The organism is Streptomyces sp. NBRC 110035, assembly GCF_000829695.1.
In the GTDB taxonomy this organism is placed as follows: Bacteria; Actinomycetota; Actinomycetes; order Streptomycetales; family Streptomycetaceae; genus Streptomyces.
The window spans coordinates 283,225-298,987 of the sequence record NZ_BBNN01000017.1 but is presented as its reverse complement, the minus strand read 5'-3'; the positions used below and the strand labels follow the sequence as shown (position 1 = coordinate 298,987).

16 protein-coding genes and 3 pseudogenes are annotated in these 15,763 nt (G+C 71.8%); 11 read left to right on the top strand and 8 right to left on the bottom strand.

Annotated features, from left to right (window positions below; translation table 11 throughout):
• Positions 1–194: 194 nt before the first annotated feature.
• The 5 genes from TU30_RS05895 to TU30_RS05875 all read left to right on the top strand — a co-directional run bounded on the left by TU30_RS05895 (position 195) and on the right by TU30_RS05875 (position 4,412).
• The gene (locus TU30_RS05895; RefSeq protein ID WP_042165376.1) at positions 195–719 is read left to right on the top strand and encodes a 2-oxo-4-hydroxy-4-carboxy-5-ureidoimidazoline decarboxylase; all 525 of its coding nucleotides are present in this window, start codon (positions 195–197) and stop codon (positions 717–719) included.
• A 271-nt stretch (positions 720–990) separates the two neighbouring features.
• Positions 991–1,371 carry a succinate dehydrogenase, cytochrome b556 subunit gene (gene sdhC / locus TU30_RS05890; protein ID WP_078878133.1) on the top strand — a complete coding sequence of 127 codons (381 nt, stop codon included), beginning with the start codon at positions 991–993 and terminating at the stop codon, positions 1,369–1,371.
• A 5-nt stretch (positions 1,372–1,376) separates the two neighbouring features.
• Positions 1,377–1,859 carry a succinate dehydrogenase hydrophobic membrane anchor subunit gene (locus TU30_RS05885; protein WP_042165370.1) on the top strand — a complete coding sequence of 161 codons (483 nt, stop codon included), beginning with the start codon at positions 1,377–1,379 and terminating at the stop codon, positions 1,857–1,859.
• A 19-nt stretch (positions 1,860–1,878) separates the two neighbouring features.
• On the top strand, positions 1,879–3,633 hold the full coding sequence (gene sdhA / locus TU30_RS05880; RefSeq protein ID WP_042165368.1) for a succinate dehydrogenase flavoprotein subunit: 1,755 nt from the start codon (positions 1,879–1,881) through the stop codon (positions 3,631–3,633).
• Entirely contained in the window at positions 3,633–4,412 is a 780-nt protein-coding gene (locus TU30_RS05875; RefSeq protein ID WP_042165365.1) for a succinate dehydrogenase iron-sulfur subunit, read from the top strand. Before sdhA ends, TU30_RS05875 begins: the two co-directional genes overlap by 1 nt.
• Before the next feature lie 84 nt (positions 4,413–4,496).
• Here the strand turns inward: TU30_RS05875 and TU30_RS05870 are convergent, their stop codons facing one another.
• The 3 genes from TU30_RS05870 to TU30_RS05860 form a co-directional block, all read right to left on the bottom strand.
• Positions 4,497–4,763: a TM2 domain-containing protein gene (locus TU30_RS05870; protein ID WP_042165362.1), complete on the bottom strand. Its 267-nt coding sequence runs from the start codon at positions 4,761–4,763 to the stop codon at positions 4,497–4,499.
• A 234-nt stretch (positions 4,764–4,997) separates the two neighbouring features.
• Positions 4,998–5,357, bottom strand: coding sequence for a DUF2752 domain-containing protein (locus tag TU30_RS05865; protein ID WP_370626558.1), 360 nt, complete (start codon positions 5,355–5,357; stop codon positions 4,998–5,000).
• 49 nt (positions 5,358–5,406) lie between these two features.
• Positions 5,407–5,880 carry a TM2 domain-containing protein gene (locus TU30_RS05860; RefSeq protein WP_042165357.1) on the bottom strand — a complete coding sequence of 158 codons (474 nt, stop codon included), beginning with the start codon at positions 5,878–5,880 and terminating at the stop codon, positions 5,407–5,409.
• A gap of 201 nt (positions 5,881–6,081) precedes the next feature.
• On the opposite strand from TU30_RS05860, the gene TU30_RS05855 reads away from it, so the two are divergent.
• From TU30_RS05855 to TU30_RS05845, 3 genes are all read left to right on the top strand, one after another.
• The gene (locus tag TU30_RS05855) at positions 6,082–6,492 is read left to right on the top strand and encodes a VOC family protein (RefSeq protein WP_042165354.1); all 411 of its coding nucleotides are present in this window, start codon (positions 6,082–6,084) and stop codon (positions 6,490–6,492) included.
• 428 nt (positions 6,493–6,920) lie between these two features.
• Entirely contained in the window at positions 6,921–7,505 is a 585-nt protein-coding gene (locus tag TU30_RS05850; RefSeq protein WP_234307792.1) for a helix-turn-helix domain-containing protein, read from the top strand.
• 282 nt (positions 7,506–7,787) lie between these two features.
• Positions 7,788–8,630: a TetR/AcrR family transcriptional regulator gene (locus tag TU30_RS05845; RefSeq protein ID WP_234307791.1), complete on the top strand. Its 843-nt coding sequence runs from the start codon at positions 7,788–7,790 to the stop codon at positions 8,628–8,630.
• Here the strand turns inward: TU30_RS05845 and TU30_RS05840 are convergent.
• Positions 8,623–9,393, bottom strand: a pseudogene (locus TU30_RS05840) (MMPL family transporter); the annotation flags it as partial. The gene TU30_RS05845 and the pseudogene TU30_RS05840 overlap by 8 nt on opposite strands.
• On the opposite strand from TU30_RS05840, the pseudogene TU30_RS05835 reads away from it, so the two are divergent.
• Positions 9,394–10,608 (top strand): annotated as a pseudogene (locus tag TU30_RS05835) (sensor histidine kinase); the annotation flags it as partial.
• 91 nt (positions 10,609–10,699) lie between these two features.
• Here TU30_RS05835 and TU30_RS05830 read toward each other — a convergent pair.
• Both TU30_RS05830 and TU30_RS36945 read right to left on the bottom strand, forming a co-directional pair.
• Positions 10,700–12,061 (bottom strand): metallophosphoesterase, encoded by a 1,362-nt coding sequence (locus TU30_RS05830; protein WP_042165348.1) that lies wholly within the window; start codon positions 12,059–12,061, stop codon positions 10,700–10,702.
• 24 nt (positions 12,062–12,085) lie between these two features.
• Positions 12,086–12,334, bottom strand: a complete 249-nt coding sequence (locus tag TU30_RS36945) for an SCO4848 family membrane protein (RefSeq protein ID WP_042165347.1) — start codon at positions 12,332–12,334, stop codon at positions 12,086–12,088.
• A gap of 172 nt (positions 12,335–12,506) precedes the next feature.
• Between TU30_RS36945 and TU30_RS05820 the strand changes: the two genes are divergently transcribed.
• Positions 12,507–13,835 carry a D-alanyl-D-alanine carboxypeptidase family protein gene (locus TU30_RS05820; protein WP_042165345.1) on the top strand — a complete coding sequence of 443 codons (1,329 nt, stop codon included), beginning with the start codon at positions 12,507–12,509 and terminating at the stop codon, positions 13,833–13,835.
• Here the strand turns inward: TU30_RS05820 and TU30_RS05815 are convergent.
• Positions 13,783–14,697 (bottom strand): YihY/virulence factor BrkB family protein, encoded by a 915-nt coding sequence (locus TU30_RS05815; protein ID WP_042165343.1) that lies wholly within the window; start codon positions 14,695–14,697, stop codon positions 13,783–13,785. The genes TU30_RS05820 and TU30_RS05815 overlap by 53 nt on opposite strands.
• A gap of 54 nt (positions 14,698–14,751) precedes the next feature.
• On the opposite strand from TU30_RS05815, the pseudogene TU30_RS05810 reads away from it, so the two are divergent.
• Positions 14,752–14,958, top strand: a pseudogene (locus TU30_RS05810) (decaprenylphospho-beta-D-erythro-pentofuranosid-2-ulose 2-reductase); the annotation flags it as partial.
• A 26-nt stretch (positions 14,959–14,984) separates the two neighbouring features.
• On the opposite strand, the gene TU30_RS05805 reads toward TU30_RS05810, so the two are convergent.
• A complete protein-coding gene (locus TU30_RS05805; protein WP_042165340.1) occupies positions 14,985–15,563 on the bottom strand; it encodes a 2'-5' RNA ligase family protein in 579 nt (192 codons plus the stop codon).
• Between the last annotated feature and the right edge of the window lie 200 nt (positions 15,564–15,763).

The following is a 15,763-nucleotide window of genomic DNA, read 5'->3' as shown; positions in this document are numbered from 1 at the left end:
CGAAACTCTCCCGTCCGAGTGAATTTCGACTATCGATCGGACACGTCATCGACTCACTCGACAACGTGACGGCACACCTCCCACACCCTTCACCACCCCACTCCCACCCTTCCCGCCCTCTTCCCTCACCGACGCACACGTGACACCCCGAGGACCCACGCTGCCCGCGCACCGTCTCCCGCACCTCCCCGGCCGTGTCGCCCTCCCCGGACAGTCGCGCGGCACCCCCCGGAGCGCCCGACACGCCCGGCGTCCCGTCCGGCCTGAAGCGCTTCAACGCCCTGCCGCCCGAGGAGGCCGAGCACGCCCTGCTGGCCTGCCTGCACAGCCCTCGCCGGGCGGCGCGCGTCGCGACCCACCGCCCGTACCCGGACCTGGAATCCCTCCTGGCGGCGGCGGACGAGGCGGCCTACGACCTGCCCCGCGCGGACCGCGCCGAGGCGCCGGCCGCGGAATCCCTCCCCGGCCTCCCGGCGGACGCCTACTCCGCCCACACGGCCCTGAACGCGGCCGAGGCGGCCTACGGGAGCCGGTTCGGACATCCGTTCGTCATCTGCCTCGACGGTCTGAAGCCGGACGAGGCGCTGGACCACGTACTCCAAGGCATCCGGTCACGATTGGCCAACGATCCGGAGGAGGAACGCCTGGTCGCCGCGGAGGAACTCCGGCGTCTGGCCCAGGACCGCCTGGCCGCCCTCCTTACGGACGCGGACCGCTGACGGACGGACGGCGCACCCCTCGGGGGCCGCGGCAGCCGCCCGGAGGCGACACCAAGCCGCACCAAAGCCCCTCGACGGCTCCCCGGAGCCCGCTCCGCGGCCCGCTTTCCTAGCCCGTAAGCGTGCCAGTTCGATCACAGCGGCAGGGCCCCTGTCCACCTCGCGGCCACACGTGGCTACGATGCTGGGGGCCGGTGGACCGTACCCGGCCGGGCCCGACCGACAAGGAAAGCCGGCGCGGCCCCAATCCCCGCTCCCGGAGGAAACTTCCGTGCCGGCTGGAACGCTGTACCGCGGCCGGGAAGGAATGTGGTCCTGGGTGGCTCATCGAGTCACCGGCGTCCTCATCTTCTTCTTCCTGTTCGTCCACGTGCTGGACACCGCCCTCGTGCGCGTGTCCCCCGAGGCCTACGACACCGTCGTGGCCACGTACAAGACACCGATCGTCGCGCTGCTGGAGTACGGCCTCGTCGCCGCCATCCTCTTCCACGCGCTCAACGGCCTGCGTGTCATCGCCGTCGACTTCTGGCTCCAGGGCGCCCGGTACCAGAAGCAGATGCTCTGGACCGTCGTCGGCCTGTGGCTCGTGCTGATGCTCGGGGCGATCTACCCCGTGCTCGGCCACGCCGCTCGTGAACTGTTCGGGAGCTGACGCCCATGTCCACGACTGAATCCACCGCTTCGGGCATCGGCCCCGTCGAGGGAGCGTCGCTCTACTCGGTCGACAACCCGGCGCCGGTCATCGAGCCCCCGCGCAAGCGGACCAAGAAGACCCCGAAGACCACCCGGGGCAACTTCGAGATGGCCGCCTGGCTGTTCATGCGCCTGTCCGGCGTCGTCCTGGTCGTCCTGGTCATCGGGCACCTGCTGATCCAGCTCGTCCTGGACGGCGGCGTCTCCAAGATCGGCTTCGCCTTCGTGGCGGGCCGCTGGGCCTCGCCGTTCTGGCAGGTCTGGGACCTGCTGATGCTGTGGCTCGCGATGCTGCACGGCGCGAACGGCCTGCGCACGGTCATCAACGACTACGCGGAACGCGCGAACACCCGGCTGTGGCTCAAGGGCCTGCTCTACACGGCCACGGTGTTCACCATCCTGCTGGGCACGCTGGTGATCTTCACCTTCGACCCGAACATCCGCTAGGCACGGGGCTGCGAGAATCATGAAGATCCACAAGTACGAGACCGTCATCGTCGGCGCCGGTGGCGCGGGCATGCGCGCGGCCATCGAGTCGACGAAGCGCAGCCGTACCGCCGTCCTGACCAAGCTCTACCCCACGCGCTCCCACACGGGCGCCGCGCAGGGCGGCATGGCCGCCGCGCTGGCCAACGTGGAGGAGGACAACTGGGAGTGGCACACCTTCGACACGGTCAAGGGCGGTGACTACCTGGTCGACCAGGACGCCGCCGAGATCCTGGCGAAGGAGGCCATCGACTCCGTCCTCGACCTGGAGAAGATGGGCCTGCCGTTCAACCGCACCCCGGACGGCACCATCGACCAGCGCCGCTTCGGCGGTCACAGCCGCAACCACGGCGAGGCCCCGGTCCGCCGCTCCTGCTACGCGGCCGACCGCACCGGTCACATGATCCTCCAGACGCTGTACCAGAACTGCGTGAAGGAGGGCGTGGAGTTCTTCAACGAGTTCTACGTCCTGGACCAGCTGATCACCGAGGTCGACGGCGTCAGGAAGTCGGCCGGTGTGGTGGCGTACGAGCTGGCCACCGGTGAGATCCACGTCTTCCAGGCGAAGTCCGTGATCTACGCCTCCGGCGGCAACGGCAAGTTCTTCAAGGTGACGTCCAACGCGCACACCCTGACCGGTGACGGCCAGGCGGCCGTGTACCGGCGCGGGCTGCCGCTGGAGGACATGGAGTTCTTCCAGTTCCACCCGACCGGCATCTGGCGCATGGGCATCCTGCTGACGGAGGGCGCCCGCGGTGAGGGCGGCATCCTGCGCAACAAGGACGGCGAGCGCTTCATGGAGAAGTACGCGCCGGTCATGAAGGACCTCGCCTCCCGCGACGTGGTGTCCCGGTCCATCTACACGGAGATCCGTGAGGGCCGCGGCTGCGGTCCCGAGGGCGACCACGTCTACCTGGACCTCACCCACCTCCCGCCGGAGCAGCTGGACGCCAAGCTGCCCGACATCACGGAGTTCGCGCGGACCTACCTGGGCATCGAGCCGTACACGGACCCGATCCCGATCCAGCCCACCGCGCACTACGCCATGGGCGGCATCCCGACGAACGTCCGGGGCGAGGTGCTGGCGGACAACACCACCGTCGTCCCCGGCCTGTACGCGGCCGGCGAGGTCGCCTGCGTGTCGGTGCACGGCGCCAACCGGCTGGGCACCAACTCGCTGCTGGACATCAACGTGTTCGGCAAGCGGGCCGGCATCGCGGCCGCCGACTACGCGCAGACCGCCGACTTCGTCGAGCTGCCCGAGGCCCCGGAGTCCCTCGTCGTCGCGCAGATCGAGCGGCTGCGGTCCTCCACCGGCACCGAGCGGGTCTCGGAGATCCGCCGCGAGCTGCAGGAGACCATGGACGCCAACGTCATGGTGTTCCGCACGGAGCAGACGATCAAGACGGCCGTCGAGAAGATCGCCGAGCTGCGCGAGCGTTACCTGCGCGTCTCCGTCCAGGACAAGGGAAAGCGGTTCAACACGGACCTGCTGGAGGCGATCGAGCTGGGCAACCTGCTCGACCTGGCCGAGGTCATGGCCGTCTCCGCGCTCGCCCGCAAGGAGTCCCGCGGCGGCCACTACCGCGAGGACTACCCGAACCGGGACGACGTCAACTTCATGCGCCACACCATGGCGTACCGCGAGGTGGGCGACGACGGCTCCGAGTCGGTCCGGCTCGACTACAAGCCGGTCGTCCAGACCCGCTACCAGCCGATGGAGCGTAAGTACTGATGGCTACCCCTGTTGTGGACAAGGCGGAAGCGGCCGGATCCCCCGAGCCCGGCTTCGGCGACTCCCCGTACATCACCGCCACCTTCCGGATCCGCCGGTTCAACCCGGAGGTCTCCGCCGAGGCGACCTGGGAAGACTTCCAGCTGGAGATCGACCCCAAGGAGCGTGTCCTCGACGCGCTGCACAAGATCAAGTGGAATCAGGACGGCACGCTGACCTTCCGCCGTTCCTGCGCCCACGGCATCTGCGGCTCCGACGCCATGCGGATCAACGGCAAGAACCGTCTGGCGTGCAAGACCCTGATCAAGGACCTCAACCCGGAGAAGCCGATCACGGTCGAGGCGATAAAGGGCCTCACGGTCCTCAAGGACCTGATCGTGGACATGGAGCCGTTCTTCCAGGCGTACCGGGACGTGATGCCCTTCCTGATCACGAAGGAGACCAACGAGCCGACCCGTGAGCGGCTGCAGTCCGCCGAGGACCGCGAGCGCTTCGACGACACGACGAAGTGCATCCTGTGCGCCGCCTGCACGTCCTCGTGCCCGGTCTTCTGGAACGACGGCCAGTACTTCGGTCCGGCCGCCATCGTCAACGCGCACCGGTTCATCTTCGACTCGCGCGACGAGGCCGGCGAGCAGCGCCTGGAGATCCTCAACGACCGTGACGGCGTCTGGCGTTGCCGTACGACCTTCAACTGCACGGACGCGTGCCCGCGCGGCATCGAGGTCACCAAGGCGATCGCGGAGGTGAAGCGGGCGCTCATCACGCGCCGCTTCTGACGCTTCGCCCGCACACGGCCAAGGCCCCGGTCCGATGGACCGGGGCCTTGGCCGTGTGCGGGCGCCGGAGCGGCCGGTGCCGCGTCAGCCGCGCAGGACGCGGCCCTGCTTGTCGGTGCGGTCGTTGCTCACGAGGAACATGACACCGTCGATCAGTGCCCAGAAGCCGAGGCCACCACAGGTGAGCAGCTGGGCGACACCGACGCCGACGGAACCGACGTAGAAGCGGCCGATGCCCAGGGTCCCCAGGAAGATCTGGAGGAGACCGGCGACGATCTTCGACTTGTCGGAGTAGGGGCGACCCTGCGGGTCGTAGCCGTAGGGGGCCTGGGGGTCGGCGGGGACGGTCATGGCACTGCTCCTGGGGAGAACAAGGTGGAACGCGCCGGGCTGACTGCCCGGACGGCTCAGGAGGAAGCAGCGGACACACGCATACGGGTCCCGCGCGACCACGGCGCCAAAACCCACGGTTCGCGAACCGTCCCCCCTGCGCCAGAGGCGCGTAAGACGCCCGGCGTTCGAACGGGAAAGCGAGAAGTCGAATGTTCCCGTTCCGTGATCATCTCGGCCCGATTACCGCACGTTTCAGACGATGTTGCGGGCGATCGTCCAGGCCACGGCCGTCGCCAGGATCAGCACCTGGACCCGGGGGCCGATCCGGGGCGCCCAGGAGCGGCCGCGCAGCCCCTCCAGCGTCCAGCGCCCCCACAGCGCCAGCGCGAACGGCGCGGCGAGCAGCAGGGCCCTGTTGTCCAGCCAGGCGGCGGCGAACTGGCCGTGCATCAGGTCGTACGCCATGCGTGTGCCGCCACAGGCCGGGCACAGCAGGCCGGTGACGGCCCGCAGCGGACACCGGGGCAGGAGGTGACCCGGCTCGTGCGGGTCGGTGCCCCACAGGTAGGCGGCGCCGGCGACGCCCGCGGCCAGCACCGCGACGGGGGCCACCGCGGGATGCCACCGCGGGTGCCCCCGGAACGGGACCTGGGGTGCCGCGTCAGCCACGCAGGATCCGCCCCTGGGCGTCCGTGCGGTCGTTGCTGACCAGGTACATGATGCCGTCGATCAACGCCCAGAAGCCGAGACCGCCACAGGTGAGCAGCTGGGCGACACCGACGCCGACCGAACCGGTGTAGAAGCGGCCGATGCCGAACGAGCCGAGGAAGAGCTGGAGAACACCGGCGACGATCTTCGACTTGTCGGAGAGGGGACGCCCGTAGGGGTCGTACCCGTAGGGCGCGCCGGGGTCGGGAGCGCCGGGGACGAACCCGGGGGGCGGGGGCTGCTGGAACCCGGGCGGGGGCGGGTAGCCACCGGGGGGCGACGGGTAGCCGCCGGGGGGCTGCTGGCCGCCGGGGGGCTGCTGGGGCCCGGGCTGCGGGTAGCCGTAGGGGCCGGACGGACCGGACGGACCGGAGTTCGGGGGGCCGAAACCGGGTGGCGTGGACGGCTGCTGCGGCTGCTCGCTCACAGTGGGTCTCTCCTGAAAGATACGGATGACTGTCGGTCATCTTGCAGGACTCGGGCGGCAATGAGAAGTCGGATCCCGACCGGGGCCTTTGGCACGTGATCCGCCGGGGAGGCTCCGGGGCCGTCCGCCCGGACGAGTGACCCTCCGCCGCCCGGTCACCGCCTCGGCCCGCTCTGTGCCGTTACCGCCTAATGTGACGCCATGTCAGACGACGAGTCCTACGAACTGCTCGGGTTCGACCATGTGCTGCTGCCCGTCGGGGACCTCGACGAGGCCGTCGGATTCTACGGACGGGCCGGGTTCCCGGTCGGCTTCCGGCTGGACGAGGCCGGGATCGTGCTGCTGAAGGTGGGCGGCGAGACGCCCGGGGTGCTGCTGCGGCACGAGGCGGGCCTGGGCTGCCGGCCGCCGGCGTGGCCCTCCGTGCGGGTGTGGCTGGAGGTGCCGGACGCCCGTCTCGCCGCCGAGGCGCTGGAGGGCGCCGGGATCGGCCTGCTCGACGGACCGTTCACGGGCGCCACCGGCTGGACCGTCGAGTTCGCCGACCCCTGGGGGAACGTGGTCGGCCTGACCGACTACACCAAGCGCCCGCAACTGGGCCGCCGACCGTAGGGCGTGTCGCGAAGGTCCCGTCTGCCCGGCAACGCCCGGCCCGCACGCTCGCCGCGTTGTCGGGGGCGCCCCGATACGACCGGTATCGGGGCGCCCCTCCGCCTTGCGGTCGCACGCACCGGACGCCGCCGGGCCTGCCCTTCGGGCAGACGACGCTCCTTTCGCGACACCCCCCGGCACTCCAGCCGGATTCCGCGGCTTGAGCTGGGGAGACGTGGAGCGGTGGGAGTGCGGCGGACGGGATGCCGCGGGCCTCCGGTTGCCGGCCGGTCCGCGTGGACGCCGTCCCAGAACGCGACCGCGTCAGTGGTGCTCGTCAGGGCTCCTTGTGTCGGTGTGCGCTCAGTCCTGCCAGGCATCCCACGGACCGGCACGGAATCTTGCGGTTACGGCAAGACGGCCTGACGGATCGCGCAACGGACGACGACGTGCCCGACTCGGTGGGGCCGCGCCTGCGTGCGCTGCGCCGTGACCGCGGCATCACCCTCGCCGGCCTCGCGGCGGCGACCGGCGTGTCGGAGAGCACGCTGTCCCGGCTGGAGAACGGGCAGCGTCGGCCGAGCCTGGAACTGCTGCTGCCGCTGACCCGTACCCATGACGTTCCGTTGGACGACCTCGTCGGCGCCCCGCGCACCGGCGACCTCCGGATCCGCCTCAAGCCGATCAGGCGGTTCGGGATGACCTTCGTGCTCCTGTCCCGGCGACCGGGCGGGGTCCACGCGTTCAAGACGATGATCCCCGCCCGGCCACGACCCCTCGAACCGGGCCCGCAGACCCACGAAGGCTTCGAATGGCTCTACGTGTTCAACGGACGCCTGCGGCTCGTGATCGGCGAGCGCGACCTGACGCCGCCGCCCGGTGAGGCAGCCGAGCTCGACACGTCCCTGCCCCACCGGCTGGGCAGCGCCGACGGCGGCGCGGTCGAGCTTCTCGTCCTGTTCGGCCTGCAGGGGGTGCGTGCGCACGTCCGCACCGATCCTCCTCGGTCGTCTCGGGCCGGGAGCCGGCCGTGAACCCGAAGAGGACTCCTGGATGCGCGTCAGCGACGGGCGTCACCGCGTGAACGCCGCGGCCTGCGATGTCGCACCCACTGCGCAGCGCCGGATGTCGGAGTGGACGAACCGGTGCGCGTGGCCGGCGCCCGGCGGGCGGTGGAGGAGTGTTCCCGGGCGGCGACGCCCGGACTCGGTCACGGCGCCGGAGCAGTCCACACCCCCGGTGCGGGTGACGGCAGGACCTGGCGGCGGTCCGCACGGGCGCGGGGGCGTTCCGGCCTGGGGCTAGGCTCTCTGTCCGTGTCCGTGAAGAACGACGGCCCCGGTGACGGTGCCGCACTCAGCAAGTCCGAGCAGACCCGCGCCCTGATCCTGGAGACGGCCATGCGGCTGTTCCAGGAGCGCGGGTACGACAGGACGACCATGCGGGCCATCGCCGCGGAGGCCGGGGTGTCCGTCGGCAACGCGTACTACTACTTCGCGGGCAAGGAACACCTGATCCAGGGGTTCTACGACCGGATCGCCGCCGAGCACCAGCGGGCGGTGCGGGAGGCCCTGGAGCGGGAGACCGATCTGGAGGCCCGGTTCGCGGGCGTGCTGAAGGCGTGGCTGGACATCGCCACGCCGTACCACGAGTTCGCCGTGCAGTTCTTCAAGAACGCCGCCGACCCGGACAGCCCGCTCAGTCCCTTCTCGCCCGAGTCGGAGCACGCGCGCGCGGAGGCGATCAGCGTCCATCGGGACGTGCTGGCCGGCTCGAAGGCCAAGGTGCCCGTCGAGCTGCGGGAGGTGCTGCCGGAGCTGATGTGGCTGGCGCAGATGGGGCTCGTCCTCTACTGGATCTTCGACCGCGCCGAGGGCCGCGAACGCAGTTACCGTCTCGCCGAGCGCGGCGCCCGCATCACCGCGCGGGGCGTCGCGCTGGCCCGCTTCCGTGCCCTGCGCCCGCTGGTGCGCGAGGTCCACGACATGTTCACGGAGTTCCTGCCGGGGATGACCAGGATGCTGCCGGACCCGGCGAAGGCCCGGAGAGTTCCTGCCGGAAACGGTGACGGGACGGGCCCCGGGGAGCCCGCCGACCACGACGGCACAGACCACACGGCGCCCGCCGACCACGACGGGCGCCCCGGTCCGGTCAGTTGACGGCGTCCACCTCACCGGGGGCGAGTTCCACGTCGTGCACCAGCGGGCCGTCGAGCACCGTCACCTGCCCCGCGCGGGAGCCGTGCGGGGCCGCCGTCACCGCCAGCAGGTAGGTGCCCGGGGACGGGACGGAGACGACGTACGAGCCGTCGGCGCTGGAGACGGGACGGTCCAGCCGGCGCCCGCCCGTGGTCAGCAGGGTGACGGCCGCGCCGTCCACGGGACCGCCCTCGGCGGTGCGGACGAAGCCGTGCACGACCGAGGCGGACGGGGCCGCCGGGCCGGGCCCCTCGCCGGGGGCCCCAGCGGCCGGGAGCGGGTCCGCGGCGTCCTCCTTCGGCTCGACCGCCAGATGCGGCAGCCTCTTCTCCAGCCCCGCCGGCAGCCACCAGTTGGCCTTGCCGATCAGGTGCATCACGGCCGGGACCAGCGCCGTACACAGGATGAACGCGTCCGGGGCGACGGCCGCGGCGAGCCCCACGCCCGCCGTGCCGGCCGCGTAGTCGCCGCTGAGCACGAAGGCGAGGAAGACGCACACCATGATCAGGGCCGCGGAGTTGATGACGCGGCTGGTCTCCGCGAGGCCGACGCGCACCGCGCGGGCGTTGTCCCGGGTGTGCACCCATTCCTCGTGCATCCGGCTCACCAGGAACACCTGGTAGTCCATGGAGAGGCCGAAGAGCAGCGACAGCATGATGATCGGCAGGAAGGCCGCGATGGGGCCCTCCCTGCCGAAACCGAGCAGGTCCAGGCCCCAGCCCCAGAGGCCCAGCACGCCCTGGCGGACGAGGTCGGCGATCCGCGCTTCCTGGTCCGGGACCCCGAGCCGCGCGACCTCACCGTCCTGGGCACCGGCTACCGTGCCACGGCCACCCGGCTCGGTGACGGCACGTACATCCTGATCGCCACCTCCACCGAGTCCCTCCACGCCGGGGTCGCCAAGGTGGTCAGGCCCGATGCGGCCATCGGGACGCTGCTCCTCGCGCTGCCGGCCCGTCTGACGATGGTCAGTGTGAGGCGCCGGATGCGGCCGCTGGAGGACACGGTGGAGACCTCGTCGGCGATCGCCGAGGGCGACCTGACCCGGCGCGTGCCCTCCAGCCGGGACCCCATCCTGGAGGTGGAGCAGCTGCGGCTCGCCCTGAACTCGATGCTCCAGCAGGTCGAGTCGGCGTACCGCACGCGCGAGCGCAGCGCGGCCCAGCCGCGCCGGTTCGTCGCCGACGCCTCGCACGAACTGCGCACGCCGCTGGCGGCGATCCGCGGTTACCTCCAGTTGTACGACCGGGGGATGCTGCGGGAGCCGGAGGAGCGGCGGCGTGCCTGGGACAGGATGCTGGCGGAGTCCGACCGCATGGCGCGGCTCGTGGACGAACTGCTCGTGCTGGCCCGCCTCGACCAGCGGCCCGAACTGCGGCTGCGGAACGTGGACGTGTGCCGTCTGGTGCGGGACGCGGCCGAGGACCTGCGGGTGCAGCAGCGGGAGCGGCCCATGACGGTCGACGCCGGCGGCGCGGTGCTGGTGCGGGCCGACGAGTCCGGGCTGCGACAGGTACCGGGCAACCTGCTGGGCAACGTGCGGACGCACACACCGGCCGAGGTGCCGCTACGACTCGGGGTGACCCGCGCCGACGGGGTCGTGCGGCTGTGCGTGGCGGACGACGGCCCGGGGCTCGGCCCCCAGGACGCGGCACGCCTCTTCGACCGCTTCTTCCGGGCCGGCGGCGGCGCGGGCAGCGGTCTCGGCATGGCGATCGTGCAGGGCGTGGTCCACGCACACGGCGGCGAGGTGACGGTACGGACCGCTCCCGGCGAGGGCCTGGCGGTCACGGTGACCCTTCCGGCGCGGGCGGAGGCAGAGGGGTGGGGAGCGGACCCGGCGGTCTCCGCGTCCTCACGGAAGGAGCCGGTCACGGCGCCGGCCGGCCCGGCGGACCGGACCGACCCGCTGCCCACCGCCTTCCGGGACGGGTGCTGAGCACGCGGAACGGACCTGGGCCGCGGAGCCCGGGGCACCGGTCCGTGCCGCAGGGACCCGGGGTGGCACCCGGGCCCCTGCGGCGGGGCCGTCAGGTCTGCTTCGACGCCAGTTCGATCACCGTGATGTCCGACGGCGCGCCGATCCGGGTCGGCGGGCCCCAGGCGCCTGCGCCGCGGCTGACGTACAGCTGGGTGTCGCCGTAGCGGTCCAGACCCGCGAGGGTCGGGTTGGCGGCGGCGGCGAGGTAGCTGGCGGGCCAGAGCTGGCCGCCGTGGGTGTGGCCGGAGAGCTGGAGGTCGACACCGTGGTCGACGGCCTCGTGGACCATCACCGGCTGGTGGGCGAGAAGCACGCAGGCGCGGTCCCGGTCCCGGTCGCCGAGCGCCCGTGCGTAGTCGGGTCCCTGGCCCTCGTCCTCGCCGGCCAGGTCGTTCACGCCGGCGAGGTCGAGGTGCGGGAGGTGGGTGCGCGCGTTCTCCAGCGGGTTCAGGCCGAGTCGGCGCACCTCGTCGACCCACTCCTCGGCGCCGGAGAAGTACTCGTGGTTGCCGGTGACGAAGAAGGAGCCGTGCCGTGCCCTCAGCTGCGCCAGCGGGGCCGCGGCCGGGCCGAGTTCCCTGACCGTGCCGTCCACCAGGTCGCCGACGACGGCGATCAGGTCGGGCTGGGTCGAGTTGATCGTGTCGACGACCTTCTGCGCGAAGCCCCGGCCGAGGACCGGTCCCAGGTGGATGTCGCTGACCACGGCGATCCGGTAACCGTGCGCCGCGCGGGGCAGCTTGGCGAGCGGCACGGTGACCCGCTTGACCTTCGGCCCGCGCACCGTGCCGTACGTGCCGTACCCGACCGTTCCGACGGCCGCCGCGGCGGCGGCCCCGGCGACCACCCGGGAGACGAACAGCCGCCGGGAGGGACCGGCGGGCCCCACCGGGGTGACGGGCTCCTCGAACGCGTCGGGGACGTCAGGGGCATCGGAGGCGGGCGCGGCGGTCGTGGTCCCGGCCGGCGCGGGGGCGTCCGCGTCCGCCGGCCGGGATGTTCCCGGTGCCGACGCGGCCGGTGCGGCAGTGGCGGCCGCCGGTACCGGCGTCGGCTCCCGGCTCGGCGGGGCGGTCGGCGTGCGCCGCGCCCGGCGCTCCAGGACCCGGCGCAGCACCGGGCGGACGGCCTCGCCCACGAGCACCGCGAGGAGCAGGTAGAGACACAGGACCAGCCAGAGGTAGCCGGGCCAGGCCAGGACCTGCTTGAGCCAGAACGGGACACCGCTGCGCGTGGCGAAGAACGCCGCGAAGGTCACCGCCCAGCCTCCGGCGATCACCACCACGCCGATGCGGCGCACGGCACCCGGGGCCCGGGTCGTGTCGCGGAACAGACGGCGCCACAGGTACCAGTTGCCCGTCACCAGGACGGACAGGACCAGCAGGGCGATGAGTACGAAGGCTATGGCCACGGTGCGGTGTTCCCCAGATTTCCGTTACGACGTCCGTGACGTCCGGCTCAGTGCGCGCAGACCGCGCAACCCGATGCCCCCGATGACCGTCCCCCATACGAAGGAGACGACGGCCAGCAGCAGGTGGACCCAGAAGTACGCCGTCGGCTCGCCGTCGTCGAAGGCCAGCCCGCTGCCGTCCTTGACCAGGTTCTTGACGAAAGTGATCCAGATGATCCAGCTCCACACCCCGAAGACGAGCAGGAACCAGGAGACGGGGCGGCTGAGTTTCACCAGATCTGACCTTTCATCGCAACACCGGGCGCCCGGATTCGGCCAGGGCTCCGGAGGGTTTCCCCCGGGCGGGCACGGTAGGGGTCCAGTATCACCGGCCGGTGTCCGGTTCCGTTCGCGGGGTGGGGAGGGAGAGGGGACTTCCTCAGGCGCTGCATGTACGTTTCCGATCGTGCCCGCACCCAAAAACTCCATCACGCGCTCGCTGTTGGTCACTTCCGTCATAGTGGTGTCCACCGCACTGACCGCTCCCGTCGCCCTCGCGGCCCCGAGCCCGTCCTCCACCCCCTCGTCCAGGCCCTCGGCCGACCCGTCGAAGGGGTCCAAGGCCGCTCCTCCGGCCAGGATGTCGACGGTGGGCGGCGCCCGGCTCGGGCAGGCGGGGACCCAGGTCGACCTCGCGAGCGGCGTGCCGGTGCTGCCGAAGGACCTGTCGGCCCGGTCCTGGATCGTCGCCGACGCGGAGTCCGGCGAGGTGCTCGCCGCGCACAACGCGCACTGGCGACTGGCCCCGGCGAGCACCCTGAAGATGCTGTTCGCCGACACGCTGCTGCCGAAGTGGCCCGGTTCGACGAAGCACCGGGTCGAACCCTCCGACCTGGCCGGCATCGGCCCGGGCTCCAGCATGGTCGGGATCAAGGAGGACGAGACGTACACCGTCCACGACCTGTGGCTCGGCGTCTTCCTCCGCTCCGGCAACGACGCGGTCAGGGTGCTGTCCGCCATGAACAGGGGCCTCGAGAACACCGTCGAGGAGATGAACGAGCACGCCGAGGAGCTCCAGGCCCTCGACACGGTCGTGATGAGCCCCGACGGCTACGACGCCGAGGGGCAGGTGTCGTCCGCGTACGACCTGACCCTGATAGCCCGTTCCGGGCTGCAGAAGAAGGACTTCCGGGAGTACTCCTCGACGGTCCGCGCGGACTTCCCCGGTGAGACGAAGAAGAACAAGAAGGGCAAGAAGGTCCGCGGGTCCTTCGAGATCCAGAACACCAACCGGCTGCTGTCCGGCGACTACGACGTGCCGGTCTACGAGGGCATCGCGGGGGTGAAGAACGGCAACACCACCAACGCGGGCGCCACCTTCACCGGGGTCGCCGAGCAGGACGGCAGGGTGCTGCTCGTCACCGTGATGGACCCGCAGAAAAAGGAGAGCAACAGGGTCTACAAGGAGACCGCGCGGCTGCTCGACTGGGGTTTCAAGGCTGCCGGGAAGGTCGACCCGGTGGGTGAGCTGGTGCCGCCCAGGAGCGCCGCGCGGACCGGAGCCCGGCCGGGCTCCGGTGCCTCACCCGGCGAGGCGGGCGGCGCGGGCGAGGTGGCGCCCGGCGCCGCGGGCTCCCAGCCGGTGGCGAGCGCCGCGGCCGGGAGCGGGGCCGGCGGCATCGGGGCCGCACTCGCCGTCACGGGCGGGGTGCTGGCCCTGCTCGCGGGCGGGGCGTTCCTGGTCAACCGCCGCTGGCCGCTGCCGGATCTGGTGCGCCGCCGGCCACGTCCGTGACCTGCCCGCCCTCCTCCTTGTTCCGCGTCGCCGTCCAGGCGGCGCAGAACACGACCAGTTTCATGCTGAGGTTGATCCACAGCAGCAGGGCGACCGGAACGCCGAACGCGCCGTACATGCTCTTCGCCGCGACGCCCTGCACATAGCCGCTGAGCAGCAGTTTCAGCAGTTCGAAGCCGACCGCGCCGATGAGCGCGGCCACGACCAGACGGCGGCGGGCGGGTTCGACGCCGGGCAGCGGCGCCAGGACGTACAGCAGGAGCAGGAAGTCGGCGCCCGCGGCGACGGCGAAGGCCGCGATCTGCAGCACGATCCCGCCCCAGCCGCCCTTCTCCAGCCCGACGGCGTCACTGGTCCAGTCGACCGCCGTCGAGGCGACCGTGGAGGCGACCAGGGTGACCAGGACCGCGCCACCGAGCCCGACGAGGATGCCCGCGTCCTTGGCCTTGCGCAGGAGGGGGTTCTCCTCCGGTTCGGGCAGCTCCCACACCGCGCGCAGGCACTCGCGCGTCGATCCGGCCCAGCTGATGCCGGTGAACAGCAGGGCGGCACCGGCGATGAGACCGACGGTGCCGGCGTTGTCCACCAGGCTGCCGATGTCCAGCTGGTCGGAGATGCCGGGCACCTGTTCGGCGATCTTCTCCTGGAGGGTGTCCTGCTGCTCCTGGCTGAGCATGGCGGCGCCGACCGCCGCGGCGACGGTGAGCAGCGGGAACAGTGCGACGAAGCTGGTGAACGTCATCGCGGCGGCCAGCCGCGTCCAGGCCACCCGTTCCATCCGCTCGTACGACCGCCACGCGTGCGTGAGCATCAGCCGCGTGGCCCACGGGCCGACGACCGGGAGTCTCTTCAGCCAGTCCATGAACCGCCTCTGCCCCCGTGGGGGAGGTCCCATGTGCGGAACGACGTCCCCTTCGTCACCCGTCCCGGCTTCGTCCGTACCCGGACGACCGCCGCGCCGCCCGGAGCTCCGCCCGCCACCACCCCGGAGGCGGTCGCGACGGCGGTGGAGCCGGGGCTGCGCCGCCGCGCGGAGACGGTGTGGGTGCCGGGCGGACTGCGCGTGGTGACGTCGGCGCTCCGGCACCTGCCCCGGGCGGTGTTCCGGCGGCTGCCGCTCTGACGTCCGGGCCCTGCGGGGGCCGGAGGTCAGAGCGCGGTGACGGAACCGCGGTCGGCACGGCCGGACTGCGGGGGCACCGCCGGCGAGCCGAACGGGAAGTCCCGCAGCTTGCGCCACACAGCGTCGGCTCCCTGTTCGTAGAGCGCGAAGCCGGTGCAGGGCCACCGCGCCTCGTAGTCGGCGAGCTCCTCGAAGGCGCGGTCCATCGCCGCCTCCTCGATCCCGTGCGCCAGGGTGACGTGCGGGTGGTACGGGAACTGCAGCTCGCGCGCGACGGGGCCGGACGCGTCGCGGACCTGCTTCTGCAACCAGGTGCAGGCCTCGGCGCCCTCCACGATCCGGACGAACACGACCGGCGACAGGGGCCGGAAGGTGCCGGTGCCGGAGAGCCGCATGAGGAACGGCCGGCCGGCCACGGCGACCTCGTCCAGATGCGTCTCGACGGCCGCCAGGTCGCCCTCGTCGACCTCCGTCGGCGGCAACAGGGTGACATGCGTGGGGATACCGTGAGCAGCGGCGTCGCCGAAGCCCGCGCGCAGCTGCTGAAGCCGGCTGCCGTGAGGCTCCGGGACCGCGATCGACACACCGATCGTTACGGTCCCCACGTCGTCTCCTTCGTTTCCGTCGTTCGGTCCTTGTGGTGGCGCCGCCCCGGCAGGTCCGGTGCGCAGCGGGTGGCCGCCGAAGCGGCCGCCCTCGTACCGACTGTACGACCACGGCCCGCTCCCGGGCAGGCACAGCCGGAGTGATGTACGGCGCTCAGCCGGTGGTACGGACCGGGGCCGGGCCCGCGTTCAGTTCCGCG